General features: G+C 75.5%; 15 protein-coding genes. 6 read left to right on the plus strand and 9 right to left on the minus strand.

Translation table 11 applies throughout. The annotated features are described in order from the left end of the window. Window positions 1-27: 27 nt before the first annotated feature. A complete protein-coding gene (locus ACVJO7_RS21460; RefSeq protein ID WP_344017797.1) occupies window positions 28-1137 on the plus strand; it encodes an LLM class flavin-dependent oxidoreductase in 1110 nt (369 codons plus the stop codon). Continuing rightward, window positions 1137-2459, plus strand: coding sequence for a phenylacetate--CoA ligase family protein (locus ACVJO7_RS21465; RefSeq protein WP_491674360.1), 1323 nt, complete (start codon window positions 1137-1139; stop codon window positions 2457-2459). Before ACVJO7_RS21460 ends, ACVJO7_RS21465 begins: the two co-directional genes overlap by 1 nt. A gap of 85 nt (window positions 2460-2544) precedes the next feature. Here the strand turns inward: ACVJO7_RS21465 and ACVJO7_RS21470 are convergent, their stop codons facing one another. The 8 genes from ACVJO7_RS21470 to ACVJO7_RS21505 form a co-directional block, all read right to left on the minus strand. Beyond that, a complete protein-coding gene (locus tag ACVJO7_RS21470) occupies window positions 2545-3993 on the minus strand; it encodes a M1 family aminopeptidase (protein ID WP_491674361.1) in 1449 nt (482 codons plus the stop codon). Window positions 3994-4002: 9 nt separating this feature from the next. Continuing rightward, a complete protein-coding gene (locus tag ACVJO7_RS21475; RefSeq protein ID WP_491674362.1) occupies window positions 4003-5199 on the minus strand; it encodes a heparan-alpha-glucosaminide N-acetyltransferase domain-containing protein in 1197 nt (398 codons plus the stop codon). 377 nt (window positions 5200-5576) lie between these two features. Further along, window positions 5577-6278 carry a BPL-N domain-containing protein gene (locus ACVJO7_RS21480; protein ID WP_491674363.1) on the minus strand — a complete coding sequence of 234 codons (702 nt, stop codon included), beginning with the start codon at window positions 6276-6278 and terminating at the stop codon, window positions 5577-5579. Then, complete coding sequence (locus ACVJO7_RS21485) at window positions 6275-7327, minus strand: hypothetical protein (RefSeq protein WP_491674364.1); 1053 nt, start codon at window positions 7325-7327, stop codon at window positions 6275-6277. The genes ACVJO7_RS21480 and ACVJO7_RS21485 overlap by 4 nt, the downstream gene beginning before the upstream one ends. Before the next feature lie 14 nt (window positions 7328-7341). After that, window positions 7342-10506: a non-ribosomal peptide synthetase gene (locus tag ACVJO7_RS21490; RefSeq protein WP_491674485.1), complete on the minus strand. Its 3165-nt coding sequence runs from the start codon at window positions 10504-10506 to the stop codon at window positions 7342-7344. A 278-nt stretch (window positions 10507-10784) separates the two neighbouring features. Further along, entirely contained in the window at window positions 10785-11726 is a 942-nt protein-coding gene (locus tag ACVJO7_RS21495; RefSeq protein WP_491674365.1) for an alpha/beta hydrolase, read from the minus strand. Between the two features lie 121 nt (window positions 11727-11847). Continuing rightward, complete coding sequence (locus ACVJO7_RS21500) at window positions 11848-12564, minus strand: FAD-binding oxidoreductase (RefSeq protein WP_344017789.1); 717 nt, start codon at window positions 12562-12564, stop codon at window positions 11848-11850. Next, window positions 12564-13184, minus strand: coding sequence for a sulfite oxidase-like oxidoreductase (locus tag ACVJO7_RS21505; RefSeq protein ID WP_344017788.1), 621 nt, complete (start codon window positions 13182-13184; stop codon window positions 12564-12566). The genes ACVJO7_RS21500 and ACVJO7_RS21505 overlap by 1 nt, the downstream gene beginning before the upstream one ends. Before the next feature lie 193 nt (window positions 13185-13377). On the opposite strand from ACVJO7_RS21505, the gene ACVJO7_RS21510 reads away from it, so the two are divergent. The 3 genes from ACVJO7_RS21510 to meaB all read left to right on the plus strand — a co-directional run bounded on the left by ACVJO7_RS21510 (window position 13378) and on the right by meaB (window position 18598). After that, the gene (locus ACVJO7_RS21510) at window positions 13378-15297 is read left to right on the plus strand and encodes a methylmalonyl-CoA mutase family protein (RefSeq protein ID WP_491674366.1); all 1920 of its coding nucleotides are present in this window, start codon (window positions 13378-13380) and stop codon (window positions 15295-15297) included. 23 nt (window positions 15298-15320) lie between these two features. Continuing rightward, window positions 15321-17507: a methylmalonyl-CoA mutase gene (gene scpA, locus ACVJO7_RS21515; protein ID WP_344018006.1), complete on the plus strand. Its 2187-nt coding sequence runs from the start codon at window positions 15321-15323 to the stop codon at window positions 17505-17507. Window positions 17508-17614: 107 nt separating this feature from the next. After that, complete coding sequence (gene meaB / locus ACVJO7_RS21520) at window positions 17615-18598, plus strand: methylmalonyl Co-A mutase-associated GTPase MeaB (RefSeq protein ID WP_491674367.1); 984 nt, start codon at window positions 17615-17617, stop codon at window positions 18596-18598. Window positions 18599-18632: 34 nt separating this feature from the next. Here meaB and ACVJO7_RS21525 read toward each other — a convergent pair whose 3' ends face one another. Continuing rightward, window positions 18633-19385 carry an HpcH/HpaI aldolase family protein gene (locus tag ACVJO7_RS21525; RefSeq protein WP_344017785.1) on the minus strand — a complete coding sequence of 251 codons (753 nt, stop codon included), beginning with the start codon at window positions 19383-19385 and terminating at the stop codon, window positions 18633-18635. 66 nt (window positions 19386-19451) lie between these two features. Between ACVJO7_RS21525 and ACVJO7_RS21530 the strand changes: the two genes are divergently transcribed. After that, window positions 19452-20261, plus strand: coding sequence for a DUF1932 domain-containing protein (locus ACVJO7_RS21530; protein ID WP_491674368.1), 810 nt, complete (start codon window positions 19452-19454; stop codon window positions 20259-20261). Window positions 20262-20273 lie beyond the last annotated feature (12 nt).

Raw genomic sequence — 20273 nt, forward strand, 5'->3', positions numbered from 1 at the left:
CGCGGACCGCCCGAAAGGACCCGACCGATGAAGTTCGGCTTCTTCACCATGCCGGAGCACCCGCCGATCGAGAACTGGACACTGTCCTACGACCGCGACATCGCGGCGATCGTGGAGGCCGAACGGCTCGGGTTCGACGAGTTCTGGATCGGCGAGCACCACACCGGCGGCTTCGAGAACGTCCCGGTGCCGGAGTTCATGATCGCGAAGGCGAGCGCGCTGACGCACCGGATCCGGCTCGGGACCGGCGTCATCAACCTGCCCTACCAGGACCCGTTCATGGTGGCCGAGCGGATGGCGTTCCTCGACCACCTGACGCACGGCCGGCTCGAGTACGGCTTCGGCGGCGGCGGGCTGCCCACCGACAAGGCGCTGTTCGGGCTGGAGCCGGCCGAGGCCGCCCCCCGGACCAACGAGGCGCTGGAGATCATCTGGCAGCTGCTGACCTCCGACGACCCGGTCAGCTACGAGGGCCTGTACTGGAAGTACGAGAACCGCCAGCTCCAGGTCGGCCCCTACCAGGACGTCCCGCCGTTCGCGATCGCCGGGCTCACCGGGGTGCACAACTACGCCAAGTGCGGCGAGCGCGGCTGGAAGCCGCTGTCGGTGCACTTCGCCCCGATCGACAACGGCACCTACCCGCACGCCCCCGACCTGCGCGCGATGGGCGCGGCGATGCTGGAGGCCGGCGCCCGGTCCGGCATCGACCCGGCCGTCACCCGGGACAACTGGCGGATCGTCCGCGAGGTCTACGTGACCGACGACCGGGACCAGGCGCTGCGCGACATCCGGGAGGGCGTCAAGCGGTCCTACGACTACCTGTTCGGGCTCGGCCTCGGCGGCCTCATGCTGATCGGCGAGGAGATGTCCGACGCCGATCTCACGCTGGACTGGATGGTCGACAACATCCCGTGGATCATCGGCAGCCCGGAGGACTGCACCCGCCAGCTCAAGGAGCTGGAGGAGGAGGTCGGCGGCTTCGGCACGCTGCTGATCAACTGCCGGGACTGGGTGACCACCGACAAGTGGAACCGCTCGCTGGAGCTGTTCGCCCGCTACGTCGTCCCGCAGTTCACCCGGCGGGAGCGGCTCGACCGCAGGCAGCGGATGGCGAACGTCGCCCTCGGCATCGCCTGATGGCCGATGCCGACGGGCGGGACTGGCCCCGGTACTGGGACGCGGAGCGGGAGACCCGCGATCCCGCGGAACGCGACGCGCTGATCCTGGAACGGGTGCAGGCCCAGCTCGGCTACGTCTACCACTGCCTGCCGTTCTACCGCCGGCACTACGACGCACACGGCTTCCATCCCGACCAGGTCCGCTCGCTCGCCGACTTCACCGCGAAGGTCCCGGTGATCACCAAGGCGATGCTGGTGGCCGACCAGGCCGAGCACCCGCCGTTCGGCAGCTACACCCCGGAGCGGCCGACCGGCGGGATCGCCCGGATCCACGGCTCGTCCGGCACCTCCGGGACGCCGACCATGTACGCGGTCTCCCGCGGCGACTGGGACCGGGCCGGCGAGGTGCACGCGATGGCGCAGTGGTGCGCCGGGGTGCGCCCGGACGACGTCGTGCAGGTCGGCTTCCCGTTCGGGCTGTTCTTCGGCGGCTGGGGCGTCGTGCAGGGCGCCGAGCGGATCGGGGCGACCCTGTTCCCGATCGGGATCACCGACTCGGTCCGGCACCTGGAGCTGATCGAACGGCTCGGGTCCACCGTGTTCTCGGCGACCCCGTCGTACGCGGTGCACCTGCTCTCGGTCGCCGAGAAGCACGGCTTCGACCTGCGCGCCAACACCGTCGCGCACCTGCTGGTCGGCGGCGAGCCGGGCGGTTCGCTGCCGGGCACCCGCCGGGTGATCGAGGACGGCTGGGGTGCGGTCGTCGCGGACGCCGGATCGACGTCGGAGATGTACCCGTTCCAGACCAACGTCGGCTGCGAGGCGGGCACCGGGACGCACCTGTTCACCGACGAGGTGTTCACCGAGATCGTCGACGCCGACGACCCGAACGCGGCCGTCCCGGCGGGCACCCGGGGCGCCGTCGTCTACACCCACCTGTGGCGGGACTCCCAGCCGATGATCCGGTTCGCCCCGGGCGACGAGTCCTACCTCGCCGACGACCCGTGCCCCTGCGGCCGCACCTACCCGCGGCTGCCGGAGGGCGTGCTCGGCCGGCTGGACGACATGCTGGTGATCCGCGGCGCCAACATCTACCCGAGCGCCGTCGACACCGCGGTGCGCTCGGTGCCCGGCCTCGGCCCGGAGTTCCGGATCCGGGTGACCCGGCCGGGCGCGCTGGACGAGATGACCGTCGAGGCCGAGGGCGACCCGGCGCTGCAGCCCGAGCTGGAGGCCGCCCTGAGCCGGGTGCTCGGCATCCGGGTGCCCGCGGTGCTGCTCGCACCCGGCACGCTGCCGGAGACCACGTTCAAGGCCCGCCGGGTGGTCGACGAACGCTGACCAGCGCCGACCCGGCCCCGGGATCCCCGGCGACAGCCCGGGGGTGGTGTGCGCGCCACCCCCGGGTGGTCACCGGTCCGCTCGCTCACCGCCCGTCGAACGCGCCGTGCTCCCGCAGGACCTCGAGCACCTCGGGCAGCCCGGCGAACGACTCGCGCACGTCCGCCGGCTCGACGACGCGGTGCGCGTTGCGGTCGATGTGGTCCCGTACGGCGGCGTCGAACCGGTCCGCGCCGACCCGGCGGCGGCCCTCCAGCAGCGCCGCGGCCCCCTGGTCGTACACACCGGTGACGTACCCGGAGAACCCGCCGCCGCGCCGGTCCCACGCCGTCATCGGGTCGCCGATCCGGCCGTCCGCGGCGGGGGAGTACCGCTCCGGCCGGTAGTACCCGGCCTGGTCGGCGACGACGGCCTGGGCCCAGGTGGCGAACGACTCGTCCAGCCACGGGTCGCGGCCCTGGTCGTTGCCGACGAGCGCGTAGAACCACATGTGCGCCAGCTCGTGCGCGGTGAGCGCGGATCGGGTGTCGTCGTCGACGTCGCCGAACTGCAGGTGGGTGGGGAACTCGACGCCGTCGCTCTGGGTGGGCACGATCGTCAGCCACAGGTCCGGGTAGGGGTGCGGGCCGAGCAGCGCCTCCAGCCGGGGGAGGTACTCGGCGACGGCGGCGGTCCAGTCGGCGGCGGTGCCGCGCAGCCCGCCCGTGCCGTCCGTGACCCCGGGCCCGCCGGGGGTGGGGAGCGCGACGCGCACCCGGGTGGTCCCGACGGTGGACCCGGTGATCGTGTAGTCGCCCGCCGCGATCGCGACGTCGCGGATCGCGTCCGCGGTGAACGTGTGGGTGCTGCGGCCCGGGCCCGCCGCGGTCCGGCCGGCCGGGGTGCCGACCCCGACGACCTGCTGGTCGTCGTCGACGGTGACGGCCAGCGACGCGAGCCGGAAGTCCTCCGACACCACCGTCTCACCGGCCAGCGGCACGGCGTCCCCGCGGACCCAGCCGCGGCCGCGCACGTGGTCGAGCAGCGGCAGCGGGGAGCCCAGCCAGGCGGTCCCGGCGGCGGGCGACCGGCCGATCCGCTGCCCGGAGTCCGCACCCAGGGTGATCCGGAAGCCGAGCTCGGCGGTGACCGGGGTGCCCGCGTCGACGCAGGCCGGCAGCGGCAGCTCGACCAGGGTGCCCGGCGCGACCTCGGGTGCGCCGGCCTGCTCGGTCACCGGGGTGACCGGGATGCCGTCGACGGCGGCCCGGGTGATATCGGACGACGTGCCGTCGGCGACGGTGGGCGGCCGGTTCGCCCACAGCCGGAACACCAGCTCGCAGGTCCGGTCGTCCGGGGTGAACCGGACGGACTGGGTGCCGGTCGCCGAGCCGAGATCGGGGGCCAGGTCCAGGGCGGCGTCGACGACCGGCCGGTCCGGGTCCGGCGCGGCCCGCTCGGCACCCGGCCCCGCGGCGGCACACCCGCCGAGCACCGCCGGGACCACGGCGAGCACGACGAACGCGCGGTACCACCGGCCGCTCGGGTCGATCATGCGACGAGGCTAGCCCCGGTGCCGGCCCGCGGCGGCCGGCGTGCCGGTGCGCCTCGCCGAGCGCACCCGGTCGCGCACCGCGTGCGCCGGGGCGGACACCAGCGTCTCCAGCGGGCCACGCCCGACCGCCCGCCGCCAGGCCTGCCCGGCCGCCAGCGCGACGCCGACCTGCCACAGGTAGCCCTCCAGCGGGCCGAACGTGTCCAGCGGCGAGTTCATGAACAGGATGGACGCGACGTAGAACGTCAATGTCATCGAGCCGGCCGCGGCGAGCGGGCGCAGCAGGTGCCCCAGCACCGTCGACACGCCGCGCGTGCCGATCCCGGCCAGGAGCAGCATCGCGCCGAGCACGGCGAGCGCCGATCCGCTGGTCTGCACGACGTCGAGCGGGGTGCCCGAGTGCGGCGCCACCGTCGCGAGCCACCACCAGGTGGTGGTCGGGGTGACCCCGTCCGGGTAGCCGGTGACCGCGTCGGCGATCGTCGGTGCCGAGTCGAGCAGCTCCGGCGGGCCCGCCGCGGCGATCGCGGCGTAGCCGCCGCCCGGCCCGAGCAGCCAGATCGACGCCGCGGTCGCGGCCAGTGCGGCGGTGGTCCCGCCGACCAGCAGCCCGGCCGCGGTCCGCGCCGAGGACAGCCGCAGCCGCCCGGCGACGATCCCCACCGCCAGGTAGGCGAGCCACACGACGCCCGGGTAGGCGCCGGTGACGGTCAGCTCGGACAGCAGGCCCAGCGGATCGGTGACCAGGCCGGTGAGCGAGGGATTGCCGAGGTCGGGCACCGGCAGGGCCGGGCGGACCAGGTGCGAGAGCACCGGGACGCCCAGGCAGAGCGTCGCCGCCAGCGGCGCCAGCACCGCCGTCGGGAGCGCCACGAGCGGGATCGCGAGCAGGAAGGCGATCGCGTAGTACGGCAGGATCAGCGCGGCGATCGTCGGATCGGTCCAGCTCAGCGCCAGCCCGATCAGCATCAGCATGCCGGCCCTGGTGGCGAGCATCGCGGCGGCCGACCACAGGTCCGGTCCGGGCCGGACCCGGGCCCGGCCGGTCAGGAACGCGAACGACACCCCGGCGAGCACGGCGAACAGCGCCGCCGAGCGGCCGCCGAAGATCAGGTAGCTGGCGGTGGAGACGCCGTCGTCGGTGGTCTCGACGAGCGCGTGCACGGCGATGATCCCGAGCAGCGCGACGCCGCGGGCGGCGTCCACGCCGATCAGCCGGGACCGCTGCGCGGGACGGCGGGGTTCGGCGGTGGCGGCCGGCGGGCCGGACGTGCCGGTGGGTGGGGGAGCCGGCGGCGGTGCAGTGGGCGGTGCTGTGGTGGGGAGGGCTGTGGTGGGGAGGGCTGTGGTGGGCGGGGCTGTGGCCGGGCGGGCCGGGGGTGCCGTGCCCGCCGGAGGTGCCGTGCGGTACCGGGGGCGCGGGACCGGGTGGCGTGGTTCGGGCGCCCCGTGGGCCGGGCGCCGCGGACCGCGGGGCGCGGGCACCCGGGCGGGCGGGGGCATCCGGCCGGGCGCGGTGCGCACGGTCGGCCCGTCCATGCGGGGCGCGGGCACCCGCGGTCCCGGCGGTGGGGTCGGTCGGGTCATGCCATCACCTCGTCGATCAGCTGGTGGCCGAGGTCGCGGGCGTCGGCCCGGGGGAGCCCGGCGTCGTCGAACCAGTCCGGTCCGGCCTCGGGATGCGGGCCGACCACGCCGACCCGCCCGGCACCGAACGGCAGCACCGCCGCGGCGATCTCGCCGTTCGGGTAGCGGGCCAGCACGCCGCCCGCGGCGCCGGGATCGAGCAGGAACCGCGGCCCGTCCTGGAAGAACAGGGTGCGCTCCCGGCCGCGCCAGTCGAGCCGGACCAGCGCGTCGCCGTCGTGCTCGACGGTGGCGCCGCGGGTGCCGATCCAGCGGTCCGTGTCGCCGGGCAGCAGCCCGAAGCCGGGGGTCGCCCCGGCGAGATAGCCGCCGAGGCAGAAGCCCAGGTAGCGGCCGCCGCCGGCGACCAGGTCCCGGACCGGGCCGCGGACCCGGCGGACCACCGGCCAGGCCGCGCCCAGGTCGCCGCCGCCGGGTTCGGCGTAGAGCGCCGCCGCGGCGAGCGTCCCCGCGGACAGGTCCAGCTCCTCGCCGCGCCCGGCGAACCGCACGTCGAACCCGTGCCGGGAGGACGCGAGCAGGGCCGCCACCGACTCCGCGCAGCCGGGCACCGCGTCCGGGCCGCGCCGGACCAGGGCGAGCGGCGCGCCGGGCCGCGCGCGACGGCCCGGCCGCCGGAACGGGCGGGGCAGCCTCACCGGTCGGACCTGCGGTGCCGCGCGCCGCCGGGCCGGGGCGCCGGCACCCGGTACGGCGGCGGCCCGGACGGGCGCGGCGCCGAACGCGCCGCCTGCACCGAGCGCATCCGCATGGTCCGACCCGGATCGACGGCCGGGCCGACCCGGGTGAGGACGGTCGTCCGCTGTGCGTCCACCGCGGCGGTCCGCACGGTCGGCTCCGCCTGCGCGACCGGGACCGGGGCCGGGCCCGCGGCCGGGACGGGCGGCGCGGCGTCGGAGACCGGCTGGGCGGTGATCCCGCGCCAGCGGGTGCCGGGCGGCAGGTGCTCGCCCTTCATCACCAGCGACAGCGGCTCCAGCCGCACCCCGTCGCCGACCACCGCGTCGTACAGCACGATCGCCCGGTCGCCGACGGTCGCCCCGGCCCCGACGGTCACCGTGGACATCTTCATCACCCGGTCCTCGAACAGGTGCGTCTGCAACGACACGTCCCGCCCGACGACGGCGTCGTCACCGATGTCGACCAGGTCGAACTCGGTCAGGTAGGTGGTCGACACGCAGGTGCGCCTGCCGATCCGGGCACCCATCAGGCGCAGCAGCGGCGGGAGCATCGGCGAACCGGAGAGCATCGTCAGCAGACCCGGCACGGCCGCGGCCTCGTACAGCCCGGTGACGAACTCGGAGCGGCGCACGAACCGGCTCCACAGCGGCTCGGTGCGCACCCGGTACGCGCCGACGACCAGCCATTTCACCGCCGCGACCAGCAGCACCAGCAGCAGCGCGGTGCCGAGCGCGAGTGCCGGCGCGGCGAGCACCACGACCCAGGACGGCGCCGTGCGGGCGACGTCGGAGAGCCACTGCAGGAACAGGTAGATCGACACCGAGATCGCCGACGCGGGCAGCGTGGCGCGCAGGAACTCGATGCCCAGCCGCTCGGCGACCCGGCCGCGGGACGGCTGGAACGTCATCGACTCCGGATGGTCGCCGGAGTCCTGCCGCACCGGTAGGTGCATCGCGGGTGAACCGAGCCAGGTGCTGTCCTGCGGGACACCCGAGGGCGGCGGCACCGTCGCCACCCCGATCAGCGACTCGTCACCGAGTGTCGAACCGGCCGGTACGACGGCGGCGTCCCGACGAACGCCCGCCGGCCGACCAGTGTCGGGCGGCGCACCATCCAGCCGTTGTGGAAGGTCGCGCTGCCCACGCTCGCCATGTCGGCGACGAAGCTGCCCTGCGAGATCGTGAGCATCTCCGGGTCGATGTGCGACGCCGTCGACACCTCGGCGCCGCGGCCCACCTTCGCGCCGAGCAGCCGCAGCCAGCCGACCGTGTACAGCGTCGAGTACAGCGCGTTGGTGTAGGTCAGGCTCATCTCGAGCAGCTTGTCGCCGAACCACTTCCGCAGACCAGGCGCGGACCGGGCCGGGAACACCCCGGGCCCGGTGCGCGGCGCGACCACCCGGCGGCCGACCGCGACCAGCGCGCAGACGGTCAGCACGAACACCGGACCCACCGCCACCGCGACGGCGAGCGCCGGTCCGTTGCCGAACAGCAGCAGCGAGGTCCACACCAGCAGCACCGCCGGGACCAGCGAGGCCAGCGCGACCAGCTCCAGGGCCAGCACGCCGGCCGCGGCGGCGGCCAGCTGCGGCCGGGTCCAGGACGGCGCCGGCCCGCGTTCGGTCAGCTCGGCCACCGCGGCGTCGGCGGCGTCGGGCACGCAGGGCGAACCGGCCCAGTGCTCCCCGCGCGGCACCACCTGGTCCGCGGCGACCGCGGACTGCTCGCCGAGCACCGCGTCGGCACCGATCACCGCCCCCGGTTCGACGACGGCGCTGGCGCCCACGTGCGCGCCCTCGCCGACCGCGATCGGCGCGACCGTGACCCATCCGTCGCCGAGCGTCCACGGCCGCAGCGCGGCCCCGTAGCCGATGGTGGCGCCGTCGCCGACCTGCAGCATCCGCGGCAGCGCCAGCACCGACGTGCCGAGGTGGGTGTCCCGGCCGATCCGGGCGCCGAGCATCCGCAGGTACGGCGCGGCCAGCGGGCCACCGGAGAGCACCGGCAGCGGCGACATCGCCAGCAGCTGGTCGGCCGCCCACAGCCGCAGGTGCACCGCGCCCCACATCGGGTACCGGCCCGGCGCCACCCGCGCGGTCAGCGCGCGTACCGCCAGCGGCGCGAGCACCCAGCGCTGCAGCAGGAACACCGCGGTCGCGCCGACGGCGAGCTGGGCCAGCACGTCCGGCGCCACCCGGCCGCCGTGCCAGGCGTAGACGGCCGCCGCGGGCAGCGTCATCACCAGCAGCAGCACGAACAGTGCCGCGGCCTGGACGGTCCCGGCGCGCGAGTAGCGGCCGCGCGAGTGGCGCAGCGGCTGCGGCCGCGGCGGGGGCGGCGGGGCCGCGTCCGCCGCGGGGCCGACCGCCGGATCGAGCGCCCCGGCCAGCCCGCGGACCGTGGGATGGTCGTAGAGGTCGCGCACCGCGGCGGTCCGCCCGACGGCGCGTTCCCGCAGCAGGGTCACCACGCGGGCGGCGAGCAGCGAGTGCCCGCCCAGCTCGTCGAAGAAGTCGGCGGTCACCGACACCTGGCCGGGTTCCAGCGACAGCACCTCGGCGAGCACGTCGCGCACCCGGGTCTCCAGCCCGGTCGCCGGCCCCACCACCGGGCCTGCGGACAGCACGATCCGCGGCCCGGACGGCGGCGGCAGCTTCGGGCGGTCGACCTTGCCGCTGGGCATCATCGGCAGCCGGTCGATGATCTCCAGGTAGCCGGGGACCATGTACTCGGGCAGCCGGGTGCGCAGCAGCCCGTGCAGCGCGGCCCGGTCCGGGTGCGCCGGCCCGGCGGGCACCACGTAGACGGTCAGCTCCTCGCCGGTGCCGTCGGCCGGCGTGCTGAGCGCGGCGACCGCGCTCTCCACGCCCGGGTGCTCCAGTGCGACGCTCTCGATCTCGCCGAGGTCCACCCGGTGCCCGCGGATCTTCACCTCGTCGTCGGCCCGGCCCAGGTAGACGATCTCGCCGCGGCCGTCGATCCGGCCGAGGTCACCGGTCCGGTAGAGCCGGCCGTCGCCGTTCGGTGGTGCGGCGCGGTGCCGGACGAACCGGTCGGCCGTCTTCTCCGGGAGGTTCACGTAGCCGACGGCGACGCCGGGCCCGCCGATGCAGATCTCGCCGACCTCGCCGCGGGGCACCTCGCGCAGCGCGTCGTCCAGGATCACCACCGAGTAGGTGGGCACCGGGACGCCGATCGTCACCGGCCGGCCGGGGCGCAGCTCGCCCCAGGTCGCAGTCACGGTGGCCTCGGTCGGGCCGTAGGTGTTCAGCATCCGGCGCCCGGGCCGGGCCCAGCGCTCGACCAGCCCGGCCGGGCACGCCTCGCCGCCGACCAGCAGGGTGCGCAGCGCGGGCAGCTCGACCGGGATGGTCGCGAGCAGGGTCGGGACGCAGCACAGCACCGTCACGCCGGTGCCGGCCAGGAACTCGCCGAGCTCGGCGCCGATCCGCCGGGAGTCGGTGGGCCCGACGACGAGCGTCGCCCCGGCCGCGAAGGTCGGCCAGATCTCCTCGATCGAGAAGTCGAACGAGATCGTCATGCCCTGGTAGACGCGGTCGTGCGGGCGGACGTCGTAGACCCGGGTGATCACGTGCACGAAGTTGCAGATGCTCGGGTGCGCGACGGCGACGCCCTTGGGCCGCCCGCTGGAGCCCGAGGTGTAGATGATGTAGGCGAGCGGATCGGCGCCGGGCGGGACCGGTTCGACCGGGTGCCGGGGGAGCCGGGCCACCTCGGCGGTGCACAGGTCGAGCTGCACCAGCCGGTCCCGGTCCAGCTCGGCGGCCAGGTCCGAGGTGGTGACCAGCAGGTCCAGGCCGGCGTCGGACCGGATGTAGCCGACCCGGTCCGGTGGCGCGGCCGGATCGATCGGGACGAACGCGGCGCCGGTCTTCAGCACGGCCAGCAGCACGGCGTAGGTGCGCCATGAGCGGTGCAACAGGATCCCGATCCGGCCGCCCGGCCCGGCCCCGTGCCCGCGCAGGTAGCGGGCCAGCTGGGCGGCCCGGGCGTCGAGCTCGGCGTAGCTGAGCTCCAGCGCGCCGTCCTGCAGCGCGACCGCGTCCGGTGTGCGGGCCACGGTGGCCTCGAAGAACCGGTGCAGCCGGTCCGGATGCCGCTGCGGCCCCGGACCGGTGTGCGGTCCGGTGCGCGGGGTGGCGCGGCCCGCGCGGGGCGGGGACATCGTCACGTGTCGTCAACTCCCTCGGGCGACGGCGCGCCGGACCGGGCGCGGAGCAGGGGAGGTCGGGGAGCCGCTCGGCCGGGACGCCGTGGTGCATCGGGTATGTCGACGACGGAGGGCAACGATGTTACGGCGAAATTGCGCCGACAGGGTGACGCTGTCCCGCTGCGCGCAGTCGGAGCCCGCTCCGCTGCCGCTGTCGGTGGTCTGCGCTGGGCCGTCCGGGGGGACGGCGGCCGGGTTCTCCCGGGATCCGGCTCGGGCCGGCTCGGGCCGGCTCAGGTGCCGGCGGGCGCCGGGGAGAGCGTGCGGGTGAGGAAGTCCACCTGGGCGGCCACCGAGCGTTCGAACGGGGCGCCGGTGTAGATGTCGAAGTGCCCGCACGGCAGCTCCAGCACCTCGGCGCCCGCCCCCGCCCGGGCCGCCGCCCGCCGGGCCGCCGCGGGCGGCGCGATGGAGTCCCGGGCGGTCACCACGACCAGCATCGGCGCGCGCAGCCGCGGGGCGGCCGTCACCGGGCGGTTGGCCGGGATGCGCAGCGCCGCGCGGGCCCGCACGGTGTTGCGGAACGACGGCCCGGTGATCGACGAGTAGCCGGCCTCGGCGTCCGGCGCGGTGATCGCGGCGACCGAGCCGGGCGGGCCGTACACCCCGATCCGGTGCGGCGGGCGGCGCAGCAGCGCCGCGGCGAGATCGCGCAGCCCGTGCCCGGTGAGCGCGAGCAGCCCGCCGGGACCGGCGTGGCGCACGACTGCCCACAGCGCGCCGAGGCCGTCCATCGCCGCGCCCTGCGAGATCACCGCGGCGACCCGGCCGTCCCGGGCGGCGACCGGGACGACGTGCCCGCCGGAGTACGAGCTGCCCCACAGCACGATCCGCTCCCGGTCCACCCCGGGCAGCGTCCGGGCGTGCGCGATCGCCGCGTGGTAGTCGGCCCGGTGCCGCAGGTGGTGCACGTCGTGGGCGAGCGCGGGGTCGGCGGTGCCGTCGCTGGTGCCGAAGCCGCGGTAGTCGAACAGCAGCACGTCGCAGCCGGCCGCGGCGAACCGCTGCGCGAACGGCAGCAGCCCGGAGTCCCGGGTGGCGCCGAAGCCGTGCGCCATCACCACGCACGGCCGCCCCCGGTGCCCGGCCAGCGCGTCCGACGACGCGGTCAGGTGCCAGGCCGCGCACCGGGTGCCGGCGCTGGTGAACGACGTCTCGGCGGGGGTGACGGTCATCGGCGCTCCCTGGCTGGTGGTCCTGCCCGGCGGTGCTGCCCGGTGGTCACCGGCACGGCCGCGCCGATCATGGTGGTGCAGCGCGCCCGGCCTGTCACGCCGAGGCGTCGCCCGGGGAGGATCAGCTGCCGGTCGGGCCGAACTGCTCGATCCGGATCGCCGCGGCGGGCAGGCCGGCCTCGGCGAGCAGCGCCGCCGCGGCGTCGGCGAACGCCGGGCTCCCGCACACGAACGCGGTCTCCCCGCCGCGGACCAGCGGCGCGACGTCGTCGAGCCGCAACCGCCCCGCGGGGCGCGCCGAGCCCTCCGGCGCGACCTTGGTGAACACCGGATGCACCTCCGGGCCGCGCAGCTCGTCGCCGTAGTAGAGGCCGCGCGGGGTGCGCACCGACAGCACCATCCGCACCAGATCCGGCCGGCCCAGCGCCCTGGCGTGCCGCAGCATCGCGACCAGCGGCACCTGCCCGGAGCCGCCGCCGACGAGCAGCGCCGGCCCGGAGCCGTCCCAGGCGAACCAGCCGCCGACCGGCCCGCGCACCTCCAGCACGTCACCGGGCACGACGACGTCGTGCAGGAACTCCGACACCTCGCCGTCGTCGAGCCGTTCCACGGTCAGCTCGATCTCCGCGCGGCCGTCCGGCGCCGAGGCCACCGAGTAGGAGCGCTGCGCGGTGTAGCCGTCCTCGGCGGTCAGCCGCACCACGTAGTACTGGCCGGGCAGGTGGGTGGCCGGCTCGGCCAGCGCGAGCCGGAAGGTGCGCACCTTCGGCGCCTCGTCGCGGATCTCCAGCACGGTCGCGAGCTGCCAGCGCAGGGTCCGGCGGGAGGTCGTCTCCATCAGTCCCCCTGGAATCGCTGCTCGGCCCACGGGTCGCCGCGGTCGTGGTAGCCGTTGCGCTCCCAGAACCCCGGCTCGTCCTCGGCGAGCAGCCGCAGCCCGGCCACCCACTTCGCGCTCTTCCAGAAGTAGAGGTGCGGCACCAGCAGCCGGGCCGGGCCGCCGTGCTCCCGGGTGAGCGGGGCCGGCGCCGCCGGCGCGGTGCCCGCGGCGAAGGCGAGCCAGGCGCGGCCGCCGGTGATGTCGGCCAGCGGCAGGTTCGTGGTGTACCCGGTGTGCGAGTGCGCCACCACGTAGCGGGCCCCCGGCAGCGGGCCGGCCGCCTCCAGCAGCGTGTCGACCGGGATCCCCTCCCAGGTCATCCCGAACTTCGTCCAGGTGGTGACGCAGTGGATGTCGCCGTCCCAGCGTTCGCGGGGCAGCGCCCGGATCTCGTCCCAGGTCCACTCGGCCGGGCGCTCGACGAGGCCGTCGATGCGGAACGTCCAGCGGGCGGTGTCCAGGTTCGGCGCGGGCTCGGCGGTCAGCACCGGCCACTGGTCGCCGACGTCGTACTGGCCGGGAGGCAGTCGCGGGTCCCGCTTGCGCCTGCCGACGAAGCCTCGGGTCACGGGTGGCATGGACGGCACAATGCCGCACCGGCCCGCTGTGTTCCAGGCCGTCGGGTGCGTCACAGGCCGTGCGCGTCTCACCACAGCCGATGCCCCCGGCCGGGTGCCGTCACTAGACTCCGTTGCACTTCGGCGGCGTCATCACGGCGGCGCCGGGCGGGGCAACGAGGCCGCCCGCGGGCCGGTGAGGAGAACTGAGCGGATGACGGGCAGAGACCGGGCGGCGGTCGACGCAGGTGACGGTCCGGCGGAGCCGGACGAGCTGGTCCTCGCGGGCGGGTTCGACCCGGTCACCCGCGAGCAGTGGACCGCCGCCGTCGACGCGGTGGTACGGAGGTCCGGCCGGATCGGCGAGGACGCGGCACCGGGGGACGGGGTCGCCGCGCTGACCCGGACCAGCGCCGACGGCATCCGGGTGGCCCCGCTCTACGCGTCCGAGGACGTGGCGGAGCTGCCCGCCACCGGGGTGCCCGGGGCGTGGCCCTTCACCCGCGGTGCGCTGACCGACGGGCACGTTCCCGGCGGCTGGGACATCCGCCAGCGGCACACCGGCACCGATCCGGCCGCGGTCCGCGAGGCGCTGCTCGCCGACCTGGAGTGCGGCGTCAACTCGGTCTGGCTGCGGGTCGGCGAGGGCGGGATCCCGATCGACGCGATCGCCGCCGCCGTGGACGGCGTCTACCTGGACCTGGCCGCGGTCGCGCTGGACGCCGGCGACGACGCCGTCGAGGCCGGCGGCGCGTACCTGGACCTGGCCGCCCGCAACGGCGTCGAGGACGCCGAGCTGCTGGGCTCGCTCGGCGCCGACCCGATCGGCCTGCGCGCCCGCACCGGGTCCGGGCCGGACACCGGATCGGTCGCCGAGCTGGCCCGCCGGGTCGCCGGGTCGTTCCCGAAGGTCACCGCCGTCACCGTGGACGCCCGGGTGATCCGCGAGGCCGGCGGGTCCGACGCCCAGGAGCTGGGCTGGTCGCTCGCCGCCGGCGTCGCCTACCTGCGCGCCCTGGTGGACGGCACCACCGGCGGGCTGGACGTGCCCGCCGCGGCCCGGGTGCTGGAGTTCCGCTACGCCGCCACCCCCGAGCAGTTCCCGACGATCGCGAAGCTGCGCGCCGCGCGCCGGCTGTGGGCGCGGGTGCTGGAGGCCGCCGGCAGCACCGACGTCCCGCAGCGCCAGCACGCGGTCGTCAGCGAGGTGCTGTTCTCCCGCCGCGACCCGTGGGTGAACATGCTGCGCGGCACCGTGGCCGGCTTCGCCGCCGGCGTCGGCGGGGCGGACGCGGTCACCGTGCCGCCGTTCGACGCCGCGATCGGCGCCGCCGAGCCGTTCTCCCGCCGGATCGCCCGCAACACCCAGAACCTGCTGGTCGAGGAGTCGCACCTGGCCCGCGTCATCGACCCGGCGGGCGGCTCCTGGTACGTCGAGCACCTCACCGACGATCTCGCCCGGGTCGCCTGGGAGTTCTTCCAGGAGATCGAGGGCGCGGGCGGCGCCGTCGCCGCGCTCGACTCCGGGCTGGTGGCCGAGCGGGTCGGGCAGGTCCGGGCGAAGCGGGAGGCCGACGTCGCCCGCCGGAAGACCCCGCTGACCGGCGTCTCCGAGTTCCCCGACCTGAACGAGAAGCCGGTCGTCCGGGATCCGCTGCCGGCCCCGGTGGCCCGCGGCGGCCTGCCGCTCTACCGGCCCGCCGAGGCGTACGAGATCCAGCGGGACCGCTCGGACGCCGCGCTGGAGCGGGACGGCCGCCGCCCCACCGTCTTCCTCGCCACGATCGGCCCGCTGGCCGTCCACACCGCGCGGGCCGGGTTCACCCGCAACCTGCTCGGCGCCGGCGGGATCGACGCCGCCGAGGCCGGGCCGACCGAGACCGCGCAGGCCGTCGCCGACGCCTACCTGGCCGGTGACCGCCCGGCGGTCGCCGTGCTGTGCTCGTCGGACGAGCTCTACGCCGAGCGGGCCGCCGACACCGCCGCCGCGCTGCGCGCGGCGGGCGCGACCCGCATCCTGCTGGCGGGGAAGCCGAAGGAGGAGGTCCCCGGGGTGGACGGGTACCTGTTCGCGGGCTGCGACGCCCTGGCCGTGATCGACGACGTGCACACCTCGCTGGAGGGATCGAAGTGACCCGGATTCCCGACTTCAGCTCGGTGCCGCTGCACTCGGGCAGCACACCGTCGTCGGCCTGGGCGGGATCCGCCCCCACCTGGGAGGCCCCGGAGGGCATCGGCGTCAAGCCGCTGTACACCGCGGACGACCTGGCCGACGTCGACTTCCTGCACACCTACCCGGGCATCACCCCGTACCTGCGCGGGCCGTACCCGACGATGTACACCAACCAGCCGTGGACGGTGCGCCAGTACGCCGGGTTCTCCACCGCCGCCGAGTCGAACGCCTTCTACCGCCGGAACCTGGCCGCCGGGCAGAAGGGCCTGTCGATCGCGTTCGACCTGGCGACCCACCGCGGCTACGACTCCGACCATCCGCGGGTCGCCGGCGACGTCGGCATGGCCGGCGTCGCGATCGACTCCATCCTGGACATGCGCCAGCTGTTCGACGGCATCCCGCTGGACAGGATGTCGGTGTCGATGACCATGAACGGCGCCGTGCTGCCGGTGCTAGCGCTCTACATCGTCGCGGCCGAGGAGCAGGGCGTCGCGCCGGAGAAGCTGACCGGGACCATTCAGAACGACATTCTGAAGGAGTTCATGGTCCGCAACACCTACATCTACCCGCCGCAGCCGTCCATGCAGATCATCTCCGACATCTTCGGCTTCACCAGCGCGAAGATGCCGAAGTTCAACTCGATCTCGATCTCCGGGTACCACATCCAGGAGGCCGGCGCGACGAACGACCTGGAGCTCGCCTACACCCTCGCCGACGGCGTGGAGTACCTGCGGGCCGGCGTCGACGCGGGGCTCGACATCGACAAGTTCGCCCCCCGGCTGAGCTTCTTCTGGGCGATCGGCATGAACTTCTTCATGGAGGTCGCCAAGATGCGGGCCGCGCGCCTGCTCTGGTCGAAGCTGGTGAACCGGTTCGAGCCGCAGAACGCGAAGTCGCTGTCGCTGCGCACGCACTCGCAGACCTCGGGCTGGTCGCTGACCGCGCAGGACGTCTACAACAACGTCGTCCGCACCTGCGTCGAGGCGATGGCCGCCACCCAGGGGCACACCCAGTCGCTGCACACCAACGCCCTCGACGAGGCGCTCGCGCTGCCCACCGACTTCTCCGCGCGGATCGCCCGCAACACCCAGCTGCTGCTGCAGCAGGAGTCGGGCACGACGAACGTCGTCGACCCGTGGGGCGGCAGCTACTACGTCGAGAAGCTCACCTACGACCTGGCGCGCCGGGCGTGGGCGCACATCGACGAGGTCGAGAAGGCCGGCGGGATGGCCGAGGCGATCGACGCGGGCATCCCGAAGATGCGCGTCGAGGAGGCCGCGGCCCGCACCCAGGCCCGGATCGACTCCGGCCGGCAGCCGGTGATCGGCGTCAACAAGTACGTGGTCGACGTCGACGAGCAGATCGACGTGCTCAAGGTCGACAACGCCGGGGTGCGCCGCGAGCAGCTGGAGAAGCTGCAGAAGCTGCGGGCCGAGCGCGACGACCGGGCGCTCGACGAGTCGCTGCGCCGGCTCACCGCGGTCGCCGAGAAGATCGCCGAGGGCGGACGGCGCGACGACGCCGACAACCTGCTCGGGCTGGCCGTCGACGCGGCCCGGAACAAGGCCACCGTCGGTGAGATCTCGGACGCGCTGGAGAAGGTCTTCGGGCGGCACGCCGGTCAGATCCGGATCATCTCCGGTGTGTACTCCTCGGAGGCCGGGAAGAACCCGGCGATCGACCGCGCCCGCGAGCTGGTGGACACCTTCGCCGCCGCCGAGGGCCGCCAGCCCCGGATCCTGGTCGCCAAGATGGGCCAGGACGGCCACGACCGCGGCCAGAAGGTCATCTCGACGGCGTTCGCCGACATCGGCTTCGACGTCGACGTCGGCCCGCTGTTCCAGACCCCGGCCGAGGTCGCGAAGCAGGCCGCCGAGTCCGACGTGCACGTGATCGGCGCCAGCTCGCTGGCCGCCGGACACCTCACGCTGGTCCCGGAGCTGCGGCACGAGCTGGCCGAGCTGGGCCGCGAGGACATCATGGTCGTCGTCGGCGGCGTCATCCCGCCCGCCGACGTGCCGGAGTTGCTGAAGATGGGTGCGGCAGCGGTGTTCCCGCCCGGCACGGTCATCGCCGAGGCGGCCGTCGACCTGCTCGGGAAGCTGTCGGCCGCGCTCGGCCACGACGACCCCGACGAGGCGGCCGGGACCGGCACCGTCTACGCGGACTGATCCCCGGCAGGGGGGGAACGACCGGACGTGCCCGACGACCGGGCCGGCCCCCGTTCCCCCCTGTCCGGGTGCGGCCCCGTCCCGAACCCCGAGAACCGGAGGTCCTGATGGCCCCGCGTGTCCCCGATCCCGCGGACCTCGCCCGCGGGGTGCTGGCCGGCGACCGCACCCGGCTGGCCCGGGCGATCACGCTCGTCGAGTCCAGCCGGCCCGACCACCAGCGCGCCGCGCAGGAGCTGCTGCTGGAGCTGACCCCGAAGTCCGGCGGCGCCGTCCGGGTCGGCATCTCCGGCGTGCCCGGCGTCGGCAAGTCGACGTTCATCGAGGCGATGGGGACCCGGCTGACCGGGCAGGGGCACCGGGTCGCGGTGCTGGCGGTGGACCCGTCGTCGACGCGGACCCGCGGCTCGATCCTGGGCGACAAGACCCGGATGCCCCGGCTCGCCGTCGACCCGCACGCGTTCGTCCGGCCGTCCCCGTCGGCCGGGACGCTCGGCGGGGTCGCCCGCCGCACCCGGGAGACGATGGTGGTGATGGAGGCCGCCGGGTACGACGTCGTGCTGGTCGAGACGGTCGGTGTCGGCCAGTCCGAGACGACCGTCGCCGGGATGGTCGACACCTTCCTGTTCCTGACCATCGCGCGCACCGGCGACTCGCTGCAGGGGATCAAGAAGGGCATCCTGGAGCTCGCCGACGTCGTCGCCGTCAACAAGGCCGACGGGCGGCACGAGCAGGACGCCCGGGCCGCGGCCCGCGAGCTCGCCGGGGCGCTGCACATGATGACGCCGACGTCGTCGACCTGGCGGACGCCGGTGCTGTCCTGCTCCGCCCAGACCGGGATGGGCCTGGACACGGTCTGGGAGAAGGTCCGCGAGCACCGGGCCGCCCTCGACGAGGCCGGTGAGCTGGCGACCCGGCGGGCCGACCAGCAGGTCGAGTGGATGTGGCAGATGGTGCGGGACCGGCTGATGGACCGGCTGCTGCACGACCCGGGCCTGCAGGAGAAGCTCCCCGCGCTCACCGCGGACGTCCGGACCGGTGGGCTCACCCCGACCCTGGCCGCGCAGACCATCCTGGACACGCTGCGCTGAGCACGCGCGGGGCGGCGGCGCGGGCCCGGCCGGCTCAGCTCGCGCGGGCCTGGGCGAGCTGCTCCGCACAGGCCGCCCGCAGGATGGCCTGCTCGGCGGCGAGCATGGTGAAGGTGCAGCCGAGCCCGCGGAAGCGGCGGGCGTGCGCGGGGGAGTTGCAGTAGATCCCCACCGGCACCCCGGCCGCCGCGCAGCGCGAGGTGATCCCCTCGATCAGCTCGCCGTAGCGGGCCGCGTCCGGCGCGTCCGGTGCCTGCGCGGCGAGCGGGAGCCCGTAGGCCAGGGCGAGGTCCGACGGGCCGACGAAGACCGCGTCGAGCCCCTCCACGGTGAGGATCTCCTCCAGGTTCGCGACCGCGGCGACCGTCTCCACCATCACCACGCAGCGCCCACCGGCCAGCGGCTCGCGCCCCAGCCAGGACGGCCGGACCGGACCGAAGCTGCGGTTCCCGGCCGGCGGGAACCGGCAGGCGGCGACCGCGGCGGCGGCCTGCTCGGCGGTGTCGACCAGCGGGACGATCACGCCGTCGGCGCCGCGGTCGAGCGCCCGGCCGATCGCCTCCGCACCGTGGCCCGGTACCCGGACCAGCGACCGGGTGCCGGACGCGGTGAGTGCCTGCAGCATCCCGAGCACGCTGTCGTCGCCGATCAGGCCGTGCTGGGTGTCGACGCACACGCTGTCGAACCCGGCCGAGCCGACGATCTCGGCGACCGCGGGGGAGGGCAGCTGCAGCCAGCCACCGACGGCGTCGCCGGTGAACATCGGGTCGGTACTGGGAACGCTCATGGACCGACCGTGCCCGTCCGCGCCGCGATGCGCCACCGGCGGGTCGTGCGGGGCATCATGATCCCCATGCCGACGAGCCTGCCGCCCCGACCGGTGATCGGGATCCTGCACCCCGGAGCGATGGGGGCCGCGATCGGGTCGGCGCTCAAGGCCCGCGCGGGCGCGGTGATCTGGGCCGACGCCGGCCGCAGCCACGCCACGGCCAAGCGCGCCGAGCTCGCCGACCTGGTCGCCGTGCCGGACGTCGCGGAGCTGGCCGCCCGGTCCGACGTGATCGTCTCGATCTGCCCGCCGCATGCCGCCCGCGAGGTGGCCGAGCAGGTGGCGGCCGGTCTCGCCGGCCGCACCGACCGGCCGGTCTACCTGGAGGCGAACGCGATCGCGCCGGACACCGTCCGGGCGATCGCGCAGCTGCTCGGCGAGCGGGCCGTGGTGTGCGACGGCGCGGTGATCGGGCCGCCCGCGTGGCAGCGCGGGACGACCGTGCTGTGGCTCTCCGGCCCCGGCGCGGACGCGCTGGCGGGCCTGTTCGACGGCAGTCCGTTCGACGTCCGGACGCTCGACGGGCTCGGCGCCGCCAGCGGTCTCAAGGCGTGCTTCGCGCTGCAGAGCAAGGCCCTGCCGACGCTGTGGCTGGCGATGGCCGAGGCGGCGGCCCGGTTCGGGGTGACCGACGCGCTGCACGACGAGCTGGCCCGCGGCGGGATCGAGCACGACGCGGCGCTGGCCGACGTCCGGGCGAAGGCCGCGGCGAAGGGCTGGCGCTGGGCGGGGGAGATGGACGAGGCCGCGGCCGCGTTCGCGGCGGTGGACGTCCCGGACGGCTTCTCGCGGGCCGCCGCCGAGCTGTACCGCCGGGCCGCCGACCGGCCCTGAACCCCGGCCCCC

The sequence above is a fragment of the Pseudonocardia sp. DxW genome, from assembly GCF_058448985.1.

What these genes read in the sequence shown, in the direction of transcription:
- ACVJO7_RS21505 (WP_344017788.1), bottom strand. Translation starts at nt 13,184, where the DNA reads ATGCCACCCGTGACCCGAGGCTTCGTCGGCAGGCGCAAGCGGGACCCG.
- ACVJO7_RS21470 (WP_491674361.1), bottom strand. Translation starts at nt 3,993, where the DNA reads ATGATCGACCCGAGCGGCCGGTGGTACCGCGCGTTCGTCGTGCTCGCC.
- meaB (WP_491674367.1), top strand. Translation starts at nt 17,615, where the DNA reads ATGGCCCCGCGTGTCCCCGATCCCGCGGACCTCGCCCGCGGGGTGCTG.
- ACVJO7_RS21495 (WP_491674365.1), bottom strand. Translation starts at nt 11,726, where the DNA reads ATGACCGTCACCCCCGCCGAGACGTCGTTCACCAGCGCCGGCACCCGG.
- ACVJO7_RS21490 (WP_491674485.1), bottom strand. Translation starts at nt 10,506, where the DNA reads ATGTCCCCGCCCCGCGCGGGCCGCGCCACCCCGCGCACCGGACCGCAC.
- ACVJO7_RS21460 (WP_344017797.1), top strand. Translation starts at nt 28, where the DNA reads ATGAAGTTCGGCTTCTTCACCATGCCGGAGCACCCGCCGATCGAGAAC.
- ACVJO7_RS21510 (WP_491674366.1), top strand. Translation starts at nt 13,378, where the DNA reads ATGACGGGCAGAGACCGGGCGGCGGTCGACGCAGGTGACGGTCCGGCG.
- ACVJO7_RS21530 (WP_491674368.1), top strand. Translation starts at nt 19,452, where the DNA reads ATGCCGACGAGCCTGCCGCCCCGACCGGTGATCGGGATCCTGCACCCC.
- ACVJO7_RS21525 (WP_344017785.1), bottom strand. Translation starts at nt 19,385, where the DNA reads ATGAGCGTTCCCAGTACCGACCCGATGTTCACCGGCGACGCCGTCGGT.
- ACVJO7_RS21500 (WP_344017789.1), bottom strand. Translation starts at nt 12,564, where the DNA reads ATGGAGACGACCTCCCGCCGGACCCTGCGCTGGCAGCTCGCGACCGTG.
- ACVJO7_RS21465 (WP_491674360.1), top strand. Translation starts at nt 1,137, where the DNA reads ATGGCCGATGCCGACGGGCGGGACTGGCCCCGGTACTGGGACGCGGAG.